This window comes from Lelliottia jeotgali (assembly GCF_977070485.1).
Genome location: NZ_CDRVFO010000009.1, coordinates 100,847 through 114,105 on the forward strand (window position 1 = coordinate 100,847; position 13,259 = coordinate 114,105).

Annotated in this window: 14 protein-coding genes; 3 read left to right on the top strand and 11 right to left on the bottom strand. The window is 62.3% G+C overall.

Annotation, left to right across the window (positions count from 1 at the left end; all coding sequences use genetic code 11):
• Nucleotides 1–17: 17 nt before the first annotated feature.
• The 5 genes from ACW4TB_RS15350 to ppc all read right to left on the bottom strand — a co-directional run bounded on the left by ACW4TB_RS15350 (nt 18) and on the right by ppc (nt 5,605).
• A complete protein-coding gene (locus ACW4TB_RS15350) occupies nt 18–887 on the bottom strand; it encodes a DUF72 domain-containing protein (protein ID WP_254466337.1) in 870 nt (289 codons plus the stop codon).
• A gap of 3 nt (nt 888–890) precedes the next feature.
• Nucleotides 891–1,178 (bottom strand): hypothetical protein, encoded by a 288-nt coding sequence (locus ACW4TB_RS15355; protein WP_254466338.1) that lies wholly within the window; start codon nt 1,176–1,178, stop codon nt 891–893.
• 129 nt (nt 1,179–1,307) lie between these two features.
• Complete coding sequence (tsaB, locus tag ACW4TB_RS15360; protein WP_254466339.1) at nt 1,308–1,982, bottom strand: tRNA (adenosine(37)-N6)-threonylcarbamoyltransferase complex dimerization subunit type 1 TsaB; 675 nt, start codon at nt 1,980–1,982, stop codon at nt 1,308–1,310.
• An 87-nt stretch (nt 1,983–2,069) separates the two neighbouring features.
• Nucleotides 2,070–2,720 carry an adenylate kinase gene (adk, locus tag ACW4TB_RS15365; RefSeq protein WP_012270800.1) on the bottom strand — a complete coding sequence of 217 codons (651 nt, stop codon included), beginning with the start codon at nt 2,718–2,720 and terminating at the stop codon, nt 2,070–2,072.
• Between the two features lie 257 nt (nt 2,721–2,977).
• Nucleotides 2,978–5,605 (bottom strand): phosphoenolpyruvate carboxylase, encoded by a 2,628-nt coding sequence (gene ppc, locus ACW4TB_RS15370; RefSeq protein ID WP_455828398.1) that lies wholly within the window; start codon nt 5,603–5,605, stop codon nt 2,978–2,980.
• A 170-nt stretch (nt 5,606–5,775) separates the two neighbouring features.
• Here ppc and ACW4TB_RS15375 point away from each other — a divergent pair, with 170 nt between their 5' ends.
• From ACW4TB_RS15375 to ACW4TB_RS15385, 3 genes are all read left to right on the top strand, one after another.
• Nucleotides 5,776–6,120, top strand: coding sequence for a hypothetical protein (locus tag ACW4TB_RS15375; protein WP_012315929.1), 345 nt, complete (start codon nt 5,776–5,778; stop codon nt 6,118–6,120).
• Between the two features lie 271 nt (nt 6,121–6,391).
• Nucleotides 6,392–6,805 (top strand): DUF4398 domain-containing protein, encoded by a 414-nt coding sequence (locus ACW4TB_RS15380; protein WP_012315930.1) that lies wholly within the window; start codon nt 6,392–6,394, stop codon nt 6,803–6,805.
• A gap of 50 nt (nt 6,806–6,855) precedes the next feature.
• Nucleotides 6,856–7,644 carry an OmpA family protein gene (locus tag ACW4TB_RS15385; RefSeq protein ID WP_455828400.1) on the top strand — a complete coding sequence of 263 codons (789 nt, stop codon included), beginning with the start codon at nt 6,856–6,858 and terminating at the stop codon, nt 7,642–7,644.
• A gap of 72 nt (nt 7,645–7,716) precedes the next feature.
• Here ACW4TB_RS15385 and ACW4TB_RS15390 read toward each other — a convergent pair whose 3' ends face one another.
• The 6 genes from ACW4TB_RS15390 to lysS form a co-directional block, all read right to left on the bottom strand.
• On the bottom strand, nt 7,717–8,043 hold the full coding sequence (locus ACW4TB_RS15390; protein ID WP_012315932.1) for a hypothetical protein: 327 nt from the start codon (nt 8,041–8,043) through the stop codon (nt 7,717–7,719).
• Nucleotides 8,040–8,963, bottom strand: a complete 924-nt coding sequence (locus tag ACW4TB_RS15395; protein ID WP_012315933.1) for an alpha/beta hydrolase — start codon at nt 8,961–8,963, stop codon at nt 8,040–8,042. The genes ACW4TB_RS15390 and ACW4TB_RS15395 overlap by 4 nt, the downstream gene beginning before the upstream one ends.
• Nucleotides 8,935–10,212: a flavohemoglobin expression-modulating QEGLA motif protein gene (locus ACW4TB_RS15400; RefSeq protein ID WP_012315934.1), complete on the bottom strand. Its 1,278-nt coding sequence runs from the start codon at nt 10,210–10,212 to the stop codon at nt 8,935–8,937. The genes ACW4TB_RS15395 and ACW4TB_RS15400 overlap by 29 nt, the downstream gene beginning before the upstream one ends.
• A 54-nt stretch (nt 10,213–10,266) precedes the next feature.
• On the bottom strand, nt 10,267–10,815 hold the full coding sequence (locus ACW4TB_RS15405) for a hypothetical protein (RefSeq protein WP_012315935.1): 549 nt from the start codon (nt 10,813–10,815) through the stop codon (nt 10,267–10,269).
• A gap of 29 nt (nt 10,816–10,844) precedes the next feature.
• Nucleotides 10,845–11,561, bottom strand: a complete 717-nt coding sequence (locus tag ACW4TB_RS15410; RefSeq protein WP_455843009.1) for a TetR/AcrR family transcriptional regulator — start codon at nt 11,559–11,561, stop codon at nt 10,845–10,847.
• 131 nt (nt 11,562–11,692) lie between these two features.
• Complete coding sequence (lysS, locus tag ACW4TB_RS15415; protein ID WP_012315937.1) at nt 11,693–13,195, bottom strand: lysine--tRNA ligase; 1,503 nt, start codon at nt 13,193–13,195, stop codon at nt 11,693–11,695.
• Between the last annotated feature and the right edge of the window lie 64 nt (nt 13,196–13,259).

Genomic DNA, 13,259 nt, shown 5'->3' on the forward strand with positions numbered 1-13,259 from the left:
CGGCTGGTCGGTAAGGGTCAAAGTAGCCCCAGTTGTTCGACCTCAGGGGCGCGTGGCAATTCCGGCAAAGCTGCCAACCCCGGCAAGCGCGCCATCAGCCGCTGATGAAAACGCTGAGCCAACGCGGCGGCCAGGCGGTTGTCCGAGGTGTGCAGGAAGATGTACGGGCTACGGCCTTCCTCGATCCAGCTGGCGACCTTTTCAACCCACGGCGAAAGAAACGCTTCGTTGGCCTCGAGCACGGGATGGCCGATAAAACGGACCTGGGGGTGCTGGCTGAAAGCTGCGGGGCGCGGCGGAACCCTGGGCTTCTTGGCTTGCGCGTCGAGCACGGCGGCCTCACGCGAGGTACAGCTGAACAATGCACGCGAGTCCAGGCAAATACGTTCAACACCGCGATCGTGCAGCAAACGGTTGAGCAGGCGCTCCTCCTCACCCTTGGAGAAAAATGCCTGGTTACGCACCTCCACCGCCACAGACACGCCGATTTCATCGAGAAAATGCCCCAGCTCAGCCAGGCGAGCCGGGCCGAACTGAGCCGGCAATTGCAACCAGTACGGTGATACCCGCTGGCCAAGGGGCGCCATCAGCCGGGTGAAGTCCAGTGCGGCTTCCAGTCGCTCGCGCAGGTCACCTTCATGGCTGATATCACGGGGGAACTTGGCAGTAAAACGAAAGTGCGCAGGCATGACCTGCGCCCACCGCTCGACAGTGCTCGGCGCCGGGCGGGCATAGAACGTGGTGTTGCCCTCGACTGCATTCAGCACCTGGCTGTAAAGGCCAAGAAATTCGCCGGTGCGGGCGTCAGCGGGATACAAGTAGTCGCGCCAGGCGCTTTCGCTCCATGACGGGCAACCCAGGAAATAAGGCAGGTGGGATGAACTCATCCCTCAAATGTACAGGTCCAGCCCCAGCACTTCCATGTCCCAATCGGTAAAACCGGCAGTACTGAGGTAGCTGGCCAGCGCTGTGGCCGTGCGGCGGTCACGGGCACGTGGGAAAACCATGTCCTGCTGGCGGGCCGGCAAGCCACCGGGGCGACGGCGCGGCGCCGCGTCCTGACCAGCATCGACCTCTTCGACGAGCTCGGCATCGTCGATGCTCTCATCGCGCACCGCCGCTTTGCGCGGCGCGCGCTTTACCGGATAGGACTGCGATGAGAAACCGTCGATACGCATGATGAGCACTCAGGACCAATGATGGCAATTTAGCAGCATCAGGGTTCCATCGCTAATGCTCTAGTGATAACTGGACCACAGTTTGCGACAAAGGTTTTATCGACAGCCGCGATAACCGACGAACAGCCGTCAGCGGGCTTTGGGCGTAGCTACGTTATCGCGCAGGTAAACCGGTTGCGCCTGATCGGCAACGATTGCCTCGCCGCGTGCCCAGGCGAAGCTGGCCAGGCTGAGAATGTCCAGTGCATTGGGCAGCGCCGCAGGGTTGCTGGCGCTGGCCTGCACGGCCAGACGCTCGGCGTAGCCCCAGCCGGTGCCGGCTCCGTACCAATCGCCGCTGCTGCCATCAGGCAACGCCACGCGCTCCGGTGGCAGCACTGCTTCCAAGCCTTGCAAGCGCATTTCGCCATCCACCGCCTTGTAGCAACCCCAGTACACCTCGTCCATGCGTGCATCGATGGCAGCCGCTACCTGCTGCGCGCCATGTTCGCGCAACGCCCCCTGAGCCAGCGCGGCTAGGTTGGACACTGGCAGTACCGGGCGCTCCAGGGCGAAAGCCAAGCCTTGCACCACGCCGATGGCAATGCGCACGCCGGTGAAGGCGCCGGGGCCACGACCGAAGGCAATGGCATCGAGGGCATTGAGCGCCACGCCGGAATCACCCAGCAGCTGCTTGATCATCGGCAGCAGCTTCTGCGCGTGCATGCGCGGGATCACCTCGTAATGGCTGGTTACCTTGCCATCATGCAGCAGCGCGACGGAACAGGCTTCGGTGGCGGTATCCAGGGCCAGCAGGGTGGTCATCGAACGGGTATCCAGGAGCAAGTGAAAAGAGCGGCAGTATAAACGACAACGGCCCGCAAGCGGGCCGTCGTGACGCACGGTGATGGATCAGCTCAGGGCTGCCAGCACTTTGGCGGTGATCGCATCGACCGAACCCACGCCTTCGATGTGGCTGTACTTCGGCTTGCCAGCGTTCGCGGCCGATAGCTTCTGATAGAAGTCCACCAGCGGCTTGGTCTGGGTGTGGTAGACCGACAGGCGATGACGCACGGTTTCTTCCTTGTCGTCGTCGCGCTGAATCAAGTCTTCGCCGGTAACGTCGTCCTTGCCTTCCACTTTCGGCGGGTTGTACTGAATGTGGTAGGTACGGCCCGAGGCCAGGTGCACGCGGCGGCCCGCCATGCGGCCGACGATCTCTTCGTCGTCGACGGCGATCTCGACCACTGCATCAATGTCGACACCGGCAGCGACCATGGCTTCAGCCTGTGGAATGGTGCGTGGGAAACCGTCGAACAGGCAGCCGTTGGCGCAGTCTGGCTGGGCGATGCGCTCCTTGACCAGGCTGATGATCAGCTCGTCGGAAACCAGCTGGCCTGCATCCATGACTTTCTTGAGCTCCAGGCCCAGCGGGGTACCTGCCTTGACGGCAGCACGCAACATGTCACCGGTGGAGATCTGTGGGATACCGAACTTCTCGGTGATGAATTTTGCCTGAGTACCTTTACCGGCCCCGGGAGCTCCCAGCAGAATTACGCGCATCTCGTGCTCCTCAAATTTTTTTATGAAATTCAATGGATTCGGCAACCAGGGCCAAGTCCGGAAAATCGGGTATGACCATAAATCGGTCAGAAGGCTGCTCAAGATACACAGCGCCCGTCAGCCAGACAAGCGTCCCAAAGTTGCAGGAATGGGCCATCTGTAACCAAGGCTGCAGGCGGTTGCGCCCGGCGCAACCACCTTCCCTGCCCTGGCTTGGCCCCCATGACGGCCTTGCGCGCGGGCACCCAGGCATTGTCTCAGCCTGTGTTGCGCAGGCCTGCGGCGATACCTGCCACTGTCACCAGCAGGGCCTGCTCCAACGGGCTGTCCAGAGCGGCTTCACGGCTGCGTGAGCGCGCCAGCAGCTCGGCCTGGAGCCGATGCAGCGGGTCCAGGTAGGTGTTGCGCAGGCTGATGAATTCCAGCGTTTCCGGGCTGTGCGCCAGTAGCACCTGCTGCCCGGTCAAGCCCAGCACCACCTGACAGGACTGCGACAATAGGTCGCGCAGATGTGCACCTAAAGGAAGCAACTCCGGTTGCACCAGACGTTCGTCGTAGGCCTCGGCAATCTGCGCATCCGCTTTGGCCAGGACCATCTCCAGCATGTCGATGCGGGTACGGAAGAACGGCCACTGCTCACGCATCTGCGCCAGCAACTCACCTTGCCCCCGTGCCAGTGCATTGCTCAATGCGGTCTCCCATCCCAACCAGGCCGGCAGCATAAGGCGCGTCTGGGTCCAGCCGAAGATCCATGGAATGGCCCGCAGGCTTTCGATTCCACCGGCACGGCGCTTGGCCGGGCGGCTGCCCAGCGGCAGGCGACCCAGCTCCTGCTCGGGTGTGGACTGGCGGAAATACTCGACGAAATCCGGGTTCTCCCGCACCACGCTGCGGTAAGCCTTGACGCCATCGGCGGCCAGTTGGTCCATCAAGGCGCGCCAGGCCGGTTCAGGTGGCGGCGGCGGCAGCAAGGTGGCTTCCAGCACCGCAGCCAGGTACAGATTGAGGTTTTGCTCGGCGATACCTGGCAAACCAAACTTGAAGCGGATCATCTCGCCTTGCTCGGTGGTGCGGAACCGCCCCGCCACTGACCCCGGTGGTTGCGAGAGGATCGCCGCGTGGGCCGGGCCACCGCCGCGGCCGACAGTGCCGCCACGGCCATGGAACAGCAGCAGTTCGACCTGATGCTCACGGCAGATGCGTACCAGATTTTCCTGCGCCCGATATTGGGCCCAGGCCGCGGCGGTAGTCCCGGCGTCCTTGGCCGAATCGGAGTAGCCGATCATCACTTCCTGCGGCCCGCGCAAGCCCGCACGATAGCCAGGCAGGCCGAGCAGCCGCTCCATCACAGGGCCCGCGTTGTCCAGATCGGCCAGGGTTTCGAACAGCGGCACCACGCGCATCGGCCTGGTCAGGCCGGCTTCCTTGAGCAGCAACTGCACAGCCAGTACGTCCGATGCCGCGCCCGCCATGGAGATGACATACGAACCGAGGGATGCGCCCGGCGCCGCAGCGATCTCGCGACAGGTGGCGAGCACTTCGGCGGTATCCGCCTGGGGCGTGAAGTGGGCCGGCAGCAATGGCCGGCGGTTTTTCAATTCGGCCTGCAGGAACGCGATACGCTTGTCTTCATCCCAGTCCGCATAACTGCCCATGCCCAGATAATCGGTGATCTCCGACAGTGCGTCGCGGTGTCGGGCGGCATCCTGGCGCACGTCCAGCCGCCCCAGAAACAGGCCAAAAGTCACCGCACGCCGCAGACTGTCTAGCAATGGCCCATCGGCAATCACGCCCATGCCGCATTCGTGCAGGGACTGGTAGCACAGCTCCAGCGGCGCGATCAGGTCACGGTTGTCCACCAGCACGTCAGCACTGGCCGGCTGGGTAGCGGTGAGCGACGCATGGGCCCAGGCGCGCGTCGCCCGCAAGCGGTCACGCAACTGTTTGAGGACGGCGCGGTAGGGCTCGGGGGTGTCTCCTACCCGCTCGCGCACAGCGCTGCTGGCCTGCTGCATGGACAACTCTGCGGCGAGCGCGTCGACATCGCGCAGGAACAGGTCGGCCGCCATCCAGCGTGCCAGCAGCAACACTTCGCGGGTTACGGCGGCGGTCACGTTGGGGTTGCCATCACGGTCGCCGCCCATCCAAGAGGCAAAGCGCACAGGTGCCGCTTCCAGTGGCAGGCGCAGGCCAGTGGCGTCGAACAGCGCCTTGTCCACCTTGCGCAGATGGCTGGGGATGGCATGCCACAGGGAATGCTCGATCACCGCGAAGCCCCATTTGGCTTCGTCTACCGGCGTTGGTCGGGTACGGCGGATTTCTTCTGTGTGCCAGGCCTCAGCGATCAAACGGCGCAGGCGCTCGCGTACTTGCTGGCGCTCGCCCGGGGTCAGGTCGCGATGGTCCTGCGCGGCCAACTGACCGGCAATGGCATCGTACTTCTGGATCAATGTGCGGCGCGCCACTTCGGTGGGATGCGCAGTGAGCACCAACTGGATATCGAGCTTGGCCAACTGCCTGGCCAAGGCATCGTCCTTGTGCCCGGCCCGCTTGAGACGCGCCAGCAACTCAGGCAGCACCCGCGCCTCGAAAGGCTCTGGCTGCTCGGCATCGCGGCGACGGATCAGCTGGTACTGCTCAGCCATGTTGGCCAGGTTGAGGAACTGGTTGAAGGCACGTGCCACCGGCAGCAAGTCTTCTTCAGCCAGGTTCGCCAAGGTAGAGCTCAGCTGTTCGCCGGCGCTGCGCCGGTCCGCCTTGGCGCTATGGCGAATGTCCTCGATTTTCTGCAGGAACGCGTCACCGTGCTGCTGGCGTATGGTTTCGCCGAGCAACTCCCCCAACACATGGACATCTTCACGCAAGCGCACATCGATATCAGTCATTGGCCCTCTCTTCGGCGCGGCTCGCCCGCGCTCTGCTCAGGAAACAGCACTGGCCCAAGAGTGCCCACAGCGGGGCCGCCATGGCAAGCCACAACCGGTAAAGCAAACTAAAGTAAAACCACAGCAGTCCGATGCAGTGCAGCCTTTCCGAGGCGTTTACAGAGGTCATCATGAAAATCCGCGAACTCGCCCAGCACTGGGAACAAAACGCCGCAGGCACCCTGAGCCCGACCGGCCATACCTTGCACCTTGACCTTGAGTCGGAGGCGCGCCTGGCAGCGCTCATCGACATGTACCCCAAGCGCACCGCCGAGGAACTGCTCGGTGAGCTGGTCGCAGCCGCGCTCGAGGAGCTTGAAGCCAGCTTCCCCTACGTGCAGGGCCACAAGGTCATTTCCACCGATGAAGAAGGCGATCCGCTGTACGAAGATATAGGCTCTACACCGCGTTTTCTGGCGCTTTCAAGGCGCCATCTGCACACGCTCAGCAACCCCGGCGAGAACAGCGGAAACTGACGCGCCTGCCTCCTGTTCCGGGCTGCACTCCAGCCCGGAATACCGCTTCTGACAGTGGAAGTTCCGCACCCACACCACTGACCGATCAGTCAGAAATAGTTGGCATTTTTTTCTGAACTATTCAAAAAACGACCCAGTCACAGCCAATAGCCATCACGCTAAAACCCTGCACACTGTCGTCGTGCACTGTTGAGCTGACGCACACGGCGATGCCAGGGATTGAGCGATGGGATGGACTGCTACGGACATCGTCGTTATCAGGAGTGATCCAATGGAGCTGACCACCATGAAGACCCGCACTTCGAAACTTTCCTCCACTCATGTGCGCGGGTTCAAGCTGGCCGCGCTGGCCCTGGGCAGTAGCCTGGTCCTGGCCGGCTGTGCGGGCAACCCGCCCACTGAGCAGTATGCCGTCACCCAGTCCGCCGTGAACTCCGCCGTCAGCGCTGGCGGTACCGAGTTCGCCGCCGTTGAAATGAAAGCGGCGCAGGACAAGTTCAAGCAGGCCGAAATCGCCATGCACGACAAGAACTACGAGGACGCCAAGCGTCTGGCCGAGCAGGCCGAATGGGACGCTCGCCTCGCTGAACGCAAGGCCCAGGCGGCCAAGGCCCAGAAGGCCGTGCAGGACGCCCGCCAGGGCGTTCAGGACGTACGTCAGGAAGGCCTGCGTAGCGCTCAGTGAGCGCCGCCAAGCCTGCCTTAGCCTTCGCACTCGATCAAAGGATGAACACTATGCGCAAACACGTCATGATTCCCGCCCTGCTGGCCCTGAGCGTCGGTCTCGCTGCCTGCTCGCACGACCCGAACGCCAACCTGGAGTCGGCCCGTACCAACTTCTCGTCGCTGCAGAGCGACCCGCAGGCGAGCAAAATCGCAGCCCTTGAAACCAAGGACGCACAGGACTGGCTGAACAAGGCCGACAAAGCCTACATGGAGCGTGAGGACAGCAAGAAAGTCGACCAGCTGGCCTACCTGACCAACCAGCGCGTTGAAGTGGCCAAGCAGACCATTGCTCTGCGCTCGGCCGAAAACGAGCTGAAAAACGCCTCGGCCCAACGTGCCCAGGCCAAGCTCGATGCCCGTGACGCGCAGATCGCCAAGCTTCAGGACAGCCTGAACGCCAAGCAGACCGACCGCGGTACGTTGGTGACCTTCGGCGATGTACTGTTCGACTTCAACAAGGCTGAACTCAAGAGCAGCGCCTTGCCCAACGTCACCAAGCTGGCCCAGTTCCTTCAGGAAAACCCTGAGCGCAAGGTAATCGTAGAGGGCTACACCGACAGCGTCGGCTCGGCTAACTACAACCAGTCCTTGTCCGAGCGTCGCGCCGGTGCCGTGCGCATGGCACTGGTACGCGCAGGCGTGGACCCTGCGCGCATCGTCGCTCAGGGCTACGGCAAGGAATACCCGGTTGCTGACAACAGCAGCAACTCGGGCCGTGCGCAGAACCGCCGGGTGGAGGTGACCATCTCCAACGACAACCAGCCGGTAGCGCCGCGTCCGGTGAGCCAGGTGCAGTAAGGCTCACAGGTCGACAAAAGAACCCCGCCTTCATGGCGGGGTTCTTCATTTTTCATCGTTGGTTCGAGCTGGTCATTGCACTTGTTGCGGGGTCTGCTCACCCATGCAACGCACCGCACGCTTGCGGTTGTCGACCAGTACCCCGGTAAGGCCCTTTTGCGCTGTGTCGAACAGCACCAGCACACCGTCCACACACTGCGCCACCTGCGGCGCTGGGTCGAGGGAAACCTTGTAGTCCTCACCAGGCACGGTCTTGAGCATGGTGAAATCCTGCAGCAACAACGCATCCTCCGGCTTGGCGAAATGCAGGTAGCCGTAATACCACAGAGCCCCCACCGTCACGATGATGCTGCCGACACCGGTCAGGATCAGCGGGATGGCGTTGCGTTCTTCACTCATTGCTTGCTCTTCTCGTCAGGGTAGTTGGGCACTTCTGCCAGCCGTCGCAGGCCGTTGAAATGGCTGGGGTCATCAAGAAAACGCAGCATCACTTGGCGCCAGACCGGGTCGGCAAAGGTCTGCACATGGCCGCCTCGAGTCAGCTGCAGCACCCTTGGAGGCGGTGCGTGCTGGTACAAGCGGATGCCGTTGTTCATTGGTACCAGGTTGTCGTCGATGCTATGGAAGAACAGTTTGGGTGGGCTGCTCAAGCGCTCGACCGAACGGATCGCGCTGTCACCATCGGGTACTAGCCAGGACAATGGCACCTGCAAGGGCCAGGTCAACCACGATGTACTCAACGCAAAGCGCCCGACATCACGGTAACTGGCCGGCACACCATCGAACACCAGTGCGCTGAAGCGCTGGCGCTGCTCGGGGTGGGCTGCCAGGTAGTGGATGGCCATTGCCCCGCCCAGGCTCTGCCCCAGCAATACCAAGGGTTTGCCCTTGACCTCGGGGGCCTGGTCGAGCCATGCCATGGCCGCTGCGATGTCATTGTAGACCTGTGGCAAGCCGGGCTTGCCCTGGGACAGGCCATAGCCCCGGTAATCGATCATCAGCACCTGATAGCCCTGCTCCGGCAGCCAATAGCTACCGCCCAGGTGCCCGGCCAGATTGCCGCCATTGCCGTGCAAGTGCAGCACCGTGCCCTTGACCTCGACACCCGCCTTGGCTGGCAGCCACCAGCCATGCAGGCGGACGCCGTCGGCGGTGGTCAGGGTGACATCACGGTACTGCAGCTTGGCACGCTCGGGCGTGAACGGCTGGCCCGGTTCCGGGTAGAACAACAGGCTGCTGCACCCGCCCAGACCCAACAGCGCCAAACCCAGTGCCAGGCAGCGGCAGCGCTCAAAGAATGTTCGCGTAGTCGGCTTCAATGCGATCCAGGCTCAAGTGGTTAAGGAAGTTGGAGAAGCACATCCAGGCCGACAGCGCATTGAGGTCGCGGAACTGCTCCGGCAGGTACTTGGGCGGTTCCACCAAGCCTTCTTCGACCAGCTGACGCAAGGTGCGCATGTCTTCGAGGGTAGTCTTGCCGCAGAACAGCAGCGGAATCTGCTCGAGCTTGCCCTTTCTCACGGCCAACTGAATGTAGTTGTAAACCATGATGAAACCCTTGAGGTAGGACAGATCCTTGGTAAATGGCAGTCCATCAGGTACCGAGCCGCGGAATACCCGGCTTGCATTGCTGTAGCTCTGCGCCATTTCAAAGCCCTGGGCACGGAAGAACTCGAATACCTGAAGGAAATCGGCGCCCTCCTCGACCATATGGATGGCGCGCGTGCGGTTGGTGAGCTTGCGCAGACGGCTGGGGTAAGAGGCGAAGGCGATCACCTCCATGAGAATCGCCAAGCCCTCCTGAGTCACCGTCGATGAAGGCGGGCCCTTGGCCAGGAAGGTGCAGATCGGCTGGTTCAGGCCATTAAGCGTGGTGCCCACATGCACCAGCCCCTCATGCACTTCCAGCGCGCGCACATCACGGCTGTTGAACATGGCGTCGGCGCGCACCTTGATATAGTCGGCCCCCGCCGCCGCGTCGGCGACGATCCCGTCGGACTCGAACACCCGGATGGTTTCCTCGGCCTCGCCGAACACCTTGTTCAGGCGACGCTGGAGGATGTCCACGGCCTCCTTGGCAGTGAGGTTTTTCGGCTCGTCCTTGAGGTCACCCCGGCCGTCGATGTTGTTCAGGTAATCGGAAAGCATCAGACCGAGGTCGGCCAGCGTCGGGTCGCCAGCGTGGAAAGCATCGGACGCCGCGCCATAGAGTTCCTGGGAGATCAGGCCGAAATCCTCGGTGCCGCGTGCCTCGAGCATGCGCACCACCATGCGGTACTCCTTGCACATGCGCCGCATGATCTGCCCCACCGGGTTGAACTGCCCCAATTGACGGGTGATATCGCGCTCGATGCTCTGGAACTCGGCCTTGACCGCACTAGAGTCGAACGATAGCGGCCGCGACTGGTAATAGGCGCGGTCCACTGCAGGCGGCTCTTTGCCCTTGGCCTTCAGAAAGCCCTGGCGGATGTTGTCGTCCCACTTGACCGCATCAAGCACACGGATCGGGGTTTGCGCGGTGACGATGCGATCGGACAGTGCGCGTATGGTCTGCTGGTACTCGTCCACCGGGGAACTCCTTTCTAGAACAAGGCACCTGTACTGGCCCCATCGCCGGCACGGTCATTTGCCGCTGCGCTGGAAGCGCGCCACCTCGACGAACAGGTCGGAGTTGGCCGGGTCATCCAGATAGGCCAGCACCCGCGCCGACGGGCTGTCGATCAGCACGCCCTCGCCATTGTCCTCCGGCACCTCGGTACTACGCCCGCTCAGCTCTTTTTTCTCGACCGCCTGCTGCACCTGTTCCACATCAAGGTTGTAGATCACCAGTTCCTTGCCATCGACGATATCGAAACCGCCAATCAGGAAATGGCCGCCCAGGCGCTTGGGTACACCGGCGGAGAGGTACCAGCGGTTGCCATGGCGTGACACGGTGAATACGTACTCTTCGGGTTTCTTGCCCTTGGCCGTGGCCACGGCCTTGTAGGCATCGGCGCCACTGCGGCTGATGGCCAGCTTCAGTGGCTCGCCCCAGGCGTCCTTGCTGCTCCACTTGCCGAGCAGGGCCTTGGGCGCCGCCTGATTGCTCGGCAGCGGCTCATGGAAGGTCACCAGACAACCGCCCAGCAGGAGGAATGACAACGTCAACAACACCACACGCCAGGCTTTCATCAAGTTCTCCTTGAAAGTTCGTTCTAGGCTCAGGCCGATGCCAGCACCAGGTGCAGGTAACGGGTAAGCATAGCGAGCATCTGCCCATCGGCTTGCGCATCGGCATCCTTGAGCAGGCCCTGATATTCCATCTGCTCGATAATCGCCGTCAACATCTGGGCGTCCTGTTCCGGTTGCTGCGAACCGACCACCTGCAACAGCTGGCGCGTGCCATGCAGCAGAATCTGCTCGTGGGCGCACACCAACTCGGCCAGGCGCGGGCACAGCAGAGCCTCCTGGCGGAAGGCCTGCTCGGCCATCAGGAAGTCGCGGCGGTTGGCCAACTGACGGGAAACGTAGTCGGCAGTCATCTGCGCCACTTCGTCAGCCAGACGCGCCCTTGATTGCGCACTGCCATCACCCTGGGCAAGCAGCTGGCGCAGCACCACTTCGGTATTGGCCCACAGCTTGGCCATATAGGCGGCGCTGCGTTCGACGTACTGGGCGAAGGTATCGGTGAGCAGGTCCTCGATATCCTTGAAGTAGTAGGTCGTGGCCGACAACGGCACACCGGCCTCGGCGGCGACCGCACGGTGGCGCACACCACGCACACCATCACGCACGACAATGCGCATGGCGGCGTCGAGGATCAGCTGGCGGCGCTGTTCGCTGCCTTGGCGAGCGGTCTTGCGACCCTGGTATTGCACGCTTTCGGCGACGGCGGTGGCAATGCCGGCGGCGCCTTGCTGGGCCATTGCGGGGGTCACGGGTGTACCTCATTGATCTTGGGGTGACTGCACCGGCCTTATCGCCGGCATGCCGGCGATAAGGCCCTGACAAACAACATAAGGCTTCAGGCAAGAAAAAGCCGCCCCGAAAGGCGGCTTGTTCAATTCACTCAAGCCTGTGGGCGCATGTGCGGGAACAGGATCACGTCGCGAATCGACGGCGAGTTGGTCAGCAGCATCACCAGGCGGTCGATGCCGATGCCTTCACCAGCAGTCGGTGGCATGCCGTACTCCAGGGCGCGAACGAAGTCGGCATCGTAGTGCATGGCCTCGTCGTCACCGGCGTCCTTCTCGGCCACCTGGGCCAGGAAGCGCTCTGCCTGGTCTTCGGCGTCGTTGAGCTCGGAGTAGGCGTTGGCGATCTCGCGGCCACCGATGAACAGCTCGAAGCGGTCGGTCACGGCCGGGTTGTCGTCGTTACGGCGGGCCAACGGCGAAACTTCGAACGGGTATTCGGTAATGAAGTGCGGCTGCTCCAGCTTGTGCTCGACCAGCTCTTCGAAAATCATCACCTGCAGTTTGCCCAGGCCTTCATGGCCCAACACCTTGGCACCGGCTTTCTTGGCGATGTCGCGGGCGCGGTCAACGTCCTGCAGGTCGGCTGCGGTCAGCTCCGGGTTGTACTTGAGGATCGAGTCGAACACCGACAAGCGCACGAACGGCTCACCGAAGTGGAACACCTTGTCGCCATACGGTACATCGGTGCTGCCCAGGACCAGCTGGGCAAGCTCACGGAACAGTTCCTCGGTGAGGTCCATGTTGTCGCGGTAGTCAGCGTAGGCCTGGTAGAACTCGAGCATGGTGAACTCGGGATTGTGCCGGGTCGAAACGCCTTCGTTACGGAAGTTGCGGTTGATCTCGAACACTTTCTCGAAACCACCGACCACCAGGCGCTTGAGGTACAGCTCCGGCGCGATACGCAGGAACATGGCCATGTCCAAGGCGTTGTGGTGGGTCTCGAACGGTTTGGCCGCGGCACCGCCAGGAATGGTCTGCAGCATCGGCGTTTCGACTTCGAGGAAGTCGCGGTCGATGAGGAACTTGCGGATATGCGAGATCACCTGCGAACGCACGCGGAAGGTGTGGCGGGTTTCTTCGTTGACCATCAGGTCGACATAACGCTGGCGGTAGCGCTGCTCGGTATCGGTCAGGCCGTGGTGCTTGTCCGGCAGCGGGCGCAGCGACTTGGTCAGCAGGCGTACGTTGGTCATTTCGACGTACAGGTCGCCCTTGCCGGAACGGGCCAGGGTGCCTTCGGCGGCGATGATGTCGCCCAGGTCCCAGGTCTTGACCGCGGCCAGGGTTTCTTCCGGCAGGGTCTTGCGGTTGACGTAGACCTGGATGCGCCCGGTCATGTCCTGGATCACCATGAACGAGCCACGGTTGAGCATGATGCGACCGGCTACCTTGACCGGGATCGCTGCAGCTTCCAGCTCTTCCTTGGTCTTGTCGACGTATTGCTTCTGCAGGTCGTTGCAGTAGCTGTCGCGGCGGAAGTCGTTGGGGAAGGCCTGACCCTTCTCGCGCTCAGCGGCAAGCTTTTCCTTGCGCAGGGCGATCAGGGTGTTTTCTTCCTGTTGCAGGTCTTGCGATTCGGTCTTGAGGTCGCTCATGTCGTCATTCTTTCCATCAGGTATTCGTTGCCCTTTTCGGGCAGGGCACGCGATGCCGGCGTGC

What these genes read in the sequence shown, in the direction of transcription:
- ACW4TB_RS15350 (WP_254466337.1), bottom strand. Translation starts at nt 887, where the DNA reads ATGAGTTCATCCCACCTGCCTTATTTCCTGGGTTGCCCGTCATGGAGC.
- ppc (WP_455828398.1), bottom strand. Translation starts at nt 5,605, where the DNA reads ATGACTGATATCGATGTGCGCTTGCGTGAAGATGTCCATGTGTTGGGG.
- ACW4TB_RS15375 (WP_012315929.1), top strand. Translation starts at nt 5,776, where the DNA reads ATGAAAATCCGCGAACTCGCCCAGCACTGGGAACAAAACGCCGCAGGC.
- ACW4TB_RS15355 (WP_254466338.1), bottom strand. Translation starts at nt 1,178, where the DNA reads ATGCGTATCGACGGTTTCTCATCGCAGTCCTATCCGGTAAAGCGCGCG.
- tsaB (WP_254466339.1), bottom strand. Translation starts at nt 1,982, where the DNA reads ATGACCACCCTGCTGGCCCTGGATACCGCCACCGAAGCCTGTTCCGTC.
- lysS (WP_012315937.1), bottom strand. Translation starts at nt 13,195, where the DNA reads ATGAGCGACCTCAAGACCGAATCGCAAGACCTGCAACAGGAAGAAAAC.
- ACW4TB_RS15385 (WP_455828400.1), top strand. Translation starts at nt 6,856, where the DNA reads ATGCGCAAACACGTCATGATTCCCGCCCTGCTGGCCCTGAGCGTCGGT.
- adk (WP_012270800.1), bottom strand. Translation starts at nt 2,720, where the DNA reads ATGCGCGTAATTCTGCTGGGAGCTCCCGGGGCCGGTAAAGGTACTCAG.
- ACW4TB_RS15390 (WP_012315932.1), bottom strand. Translation starts at nt 8,043, where the DNA reads ATGAGTGAAGAACGCAACGCCATCCCGCTGATCCTGACCGGTGTCGGC.
- ACW4TB_RS15405 (WP_012315935.1), bottom strand. Translation starts at nt 10,815, where the DNA reads ATGAAAGCCTGGCGTGTGGTGTTGTTGACGTTGTCATTCCTCCTGCTG.
- ACW4TB_RS15380 (WP_012315930.1), top strand. Translation starts at nt 6,392, where the DNA reads ATGGAGCTGACCACCATGAAGACCCGCACTTCGAAACTTTCCTCCACT.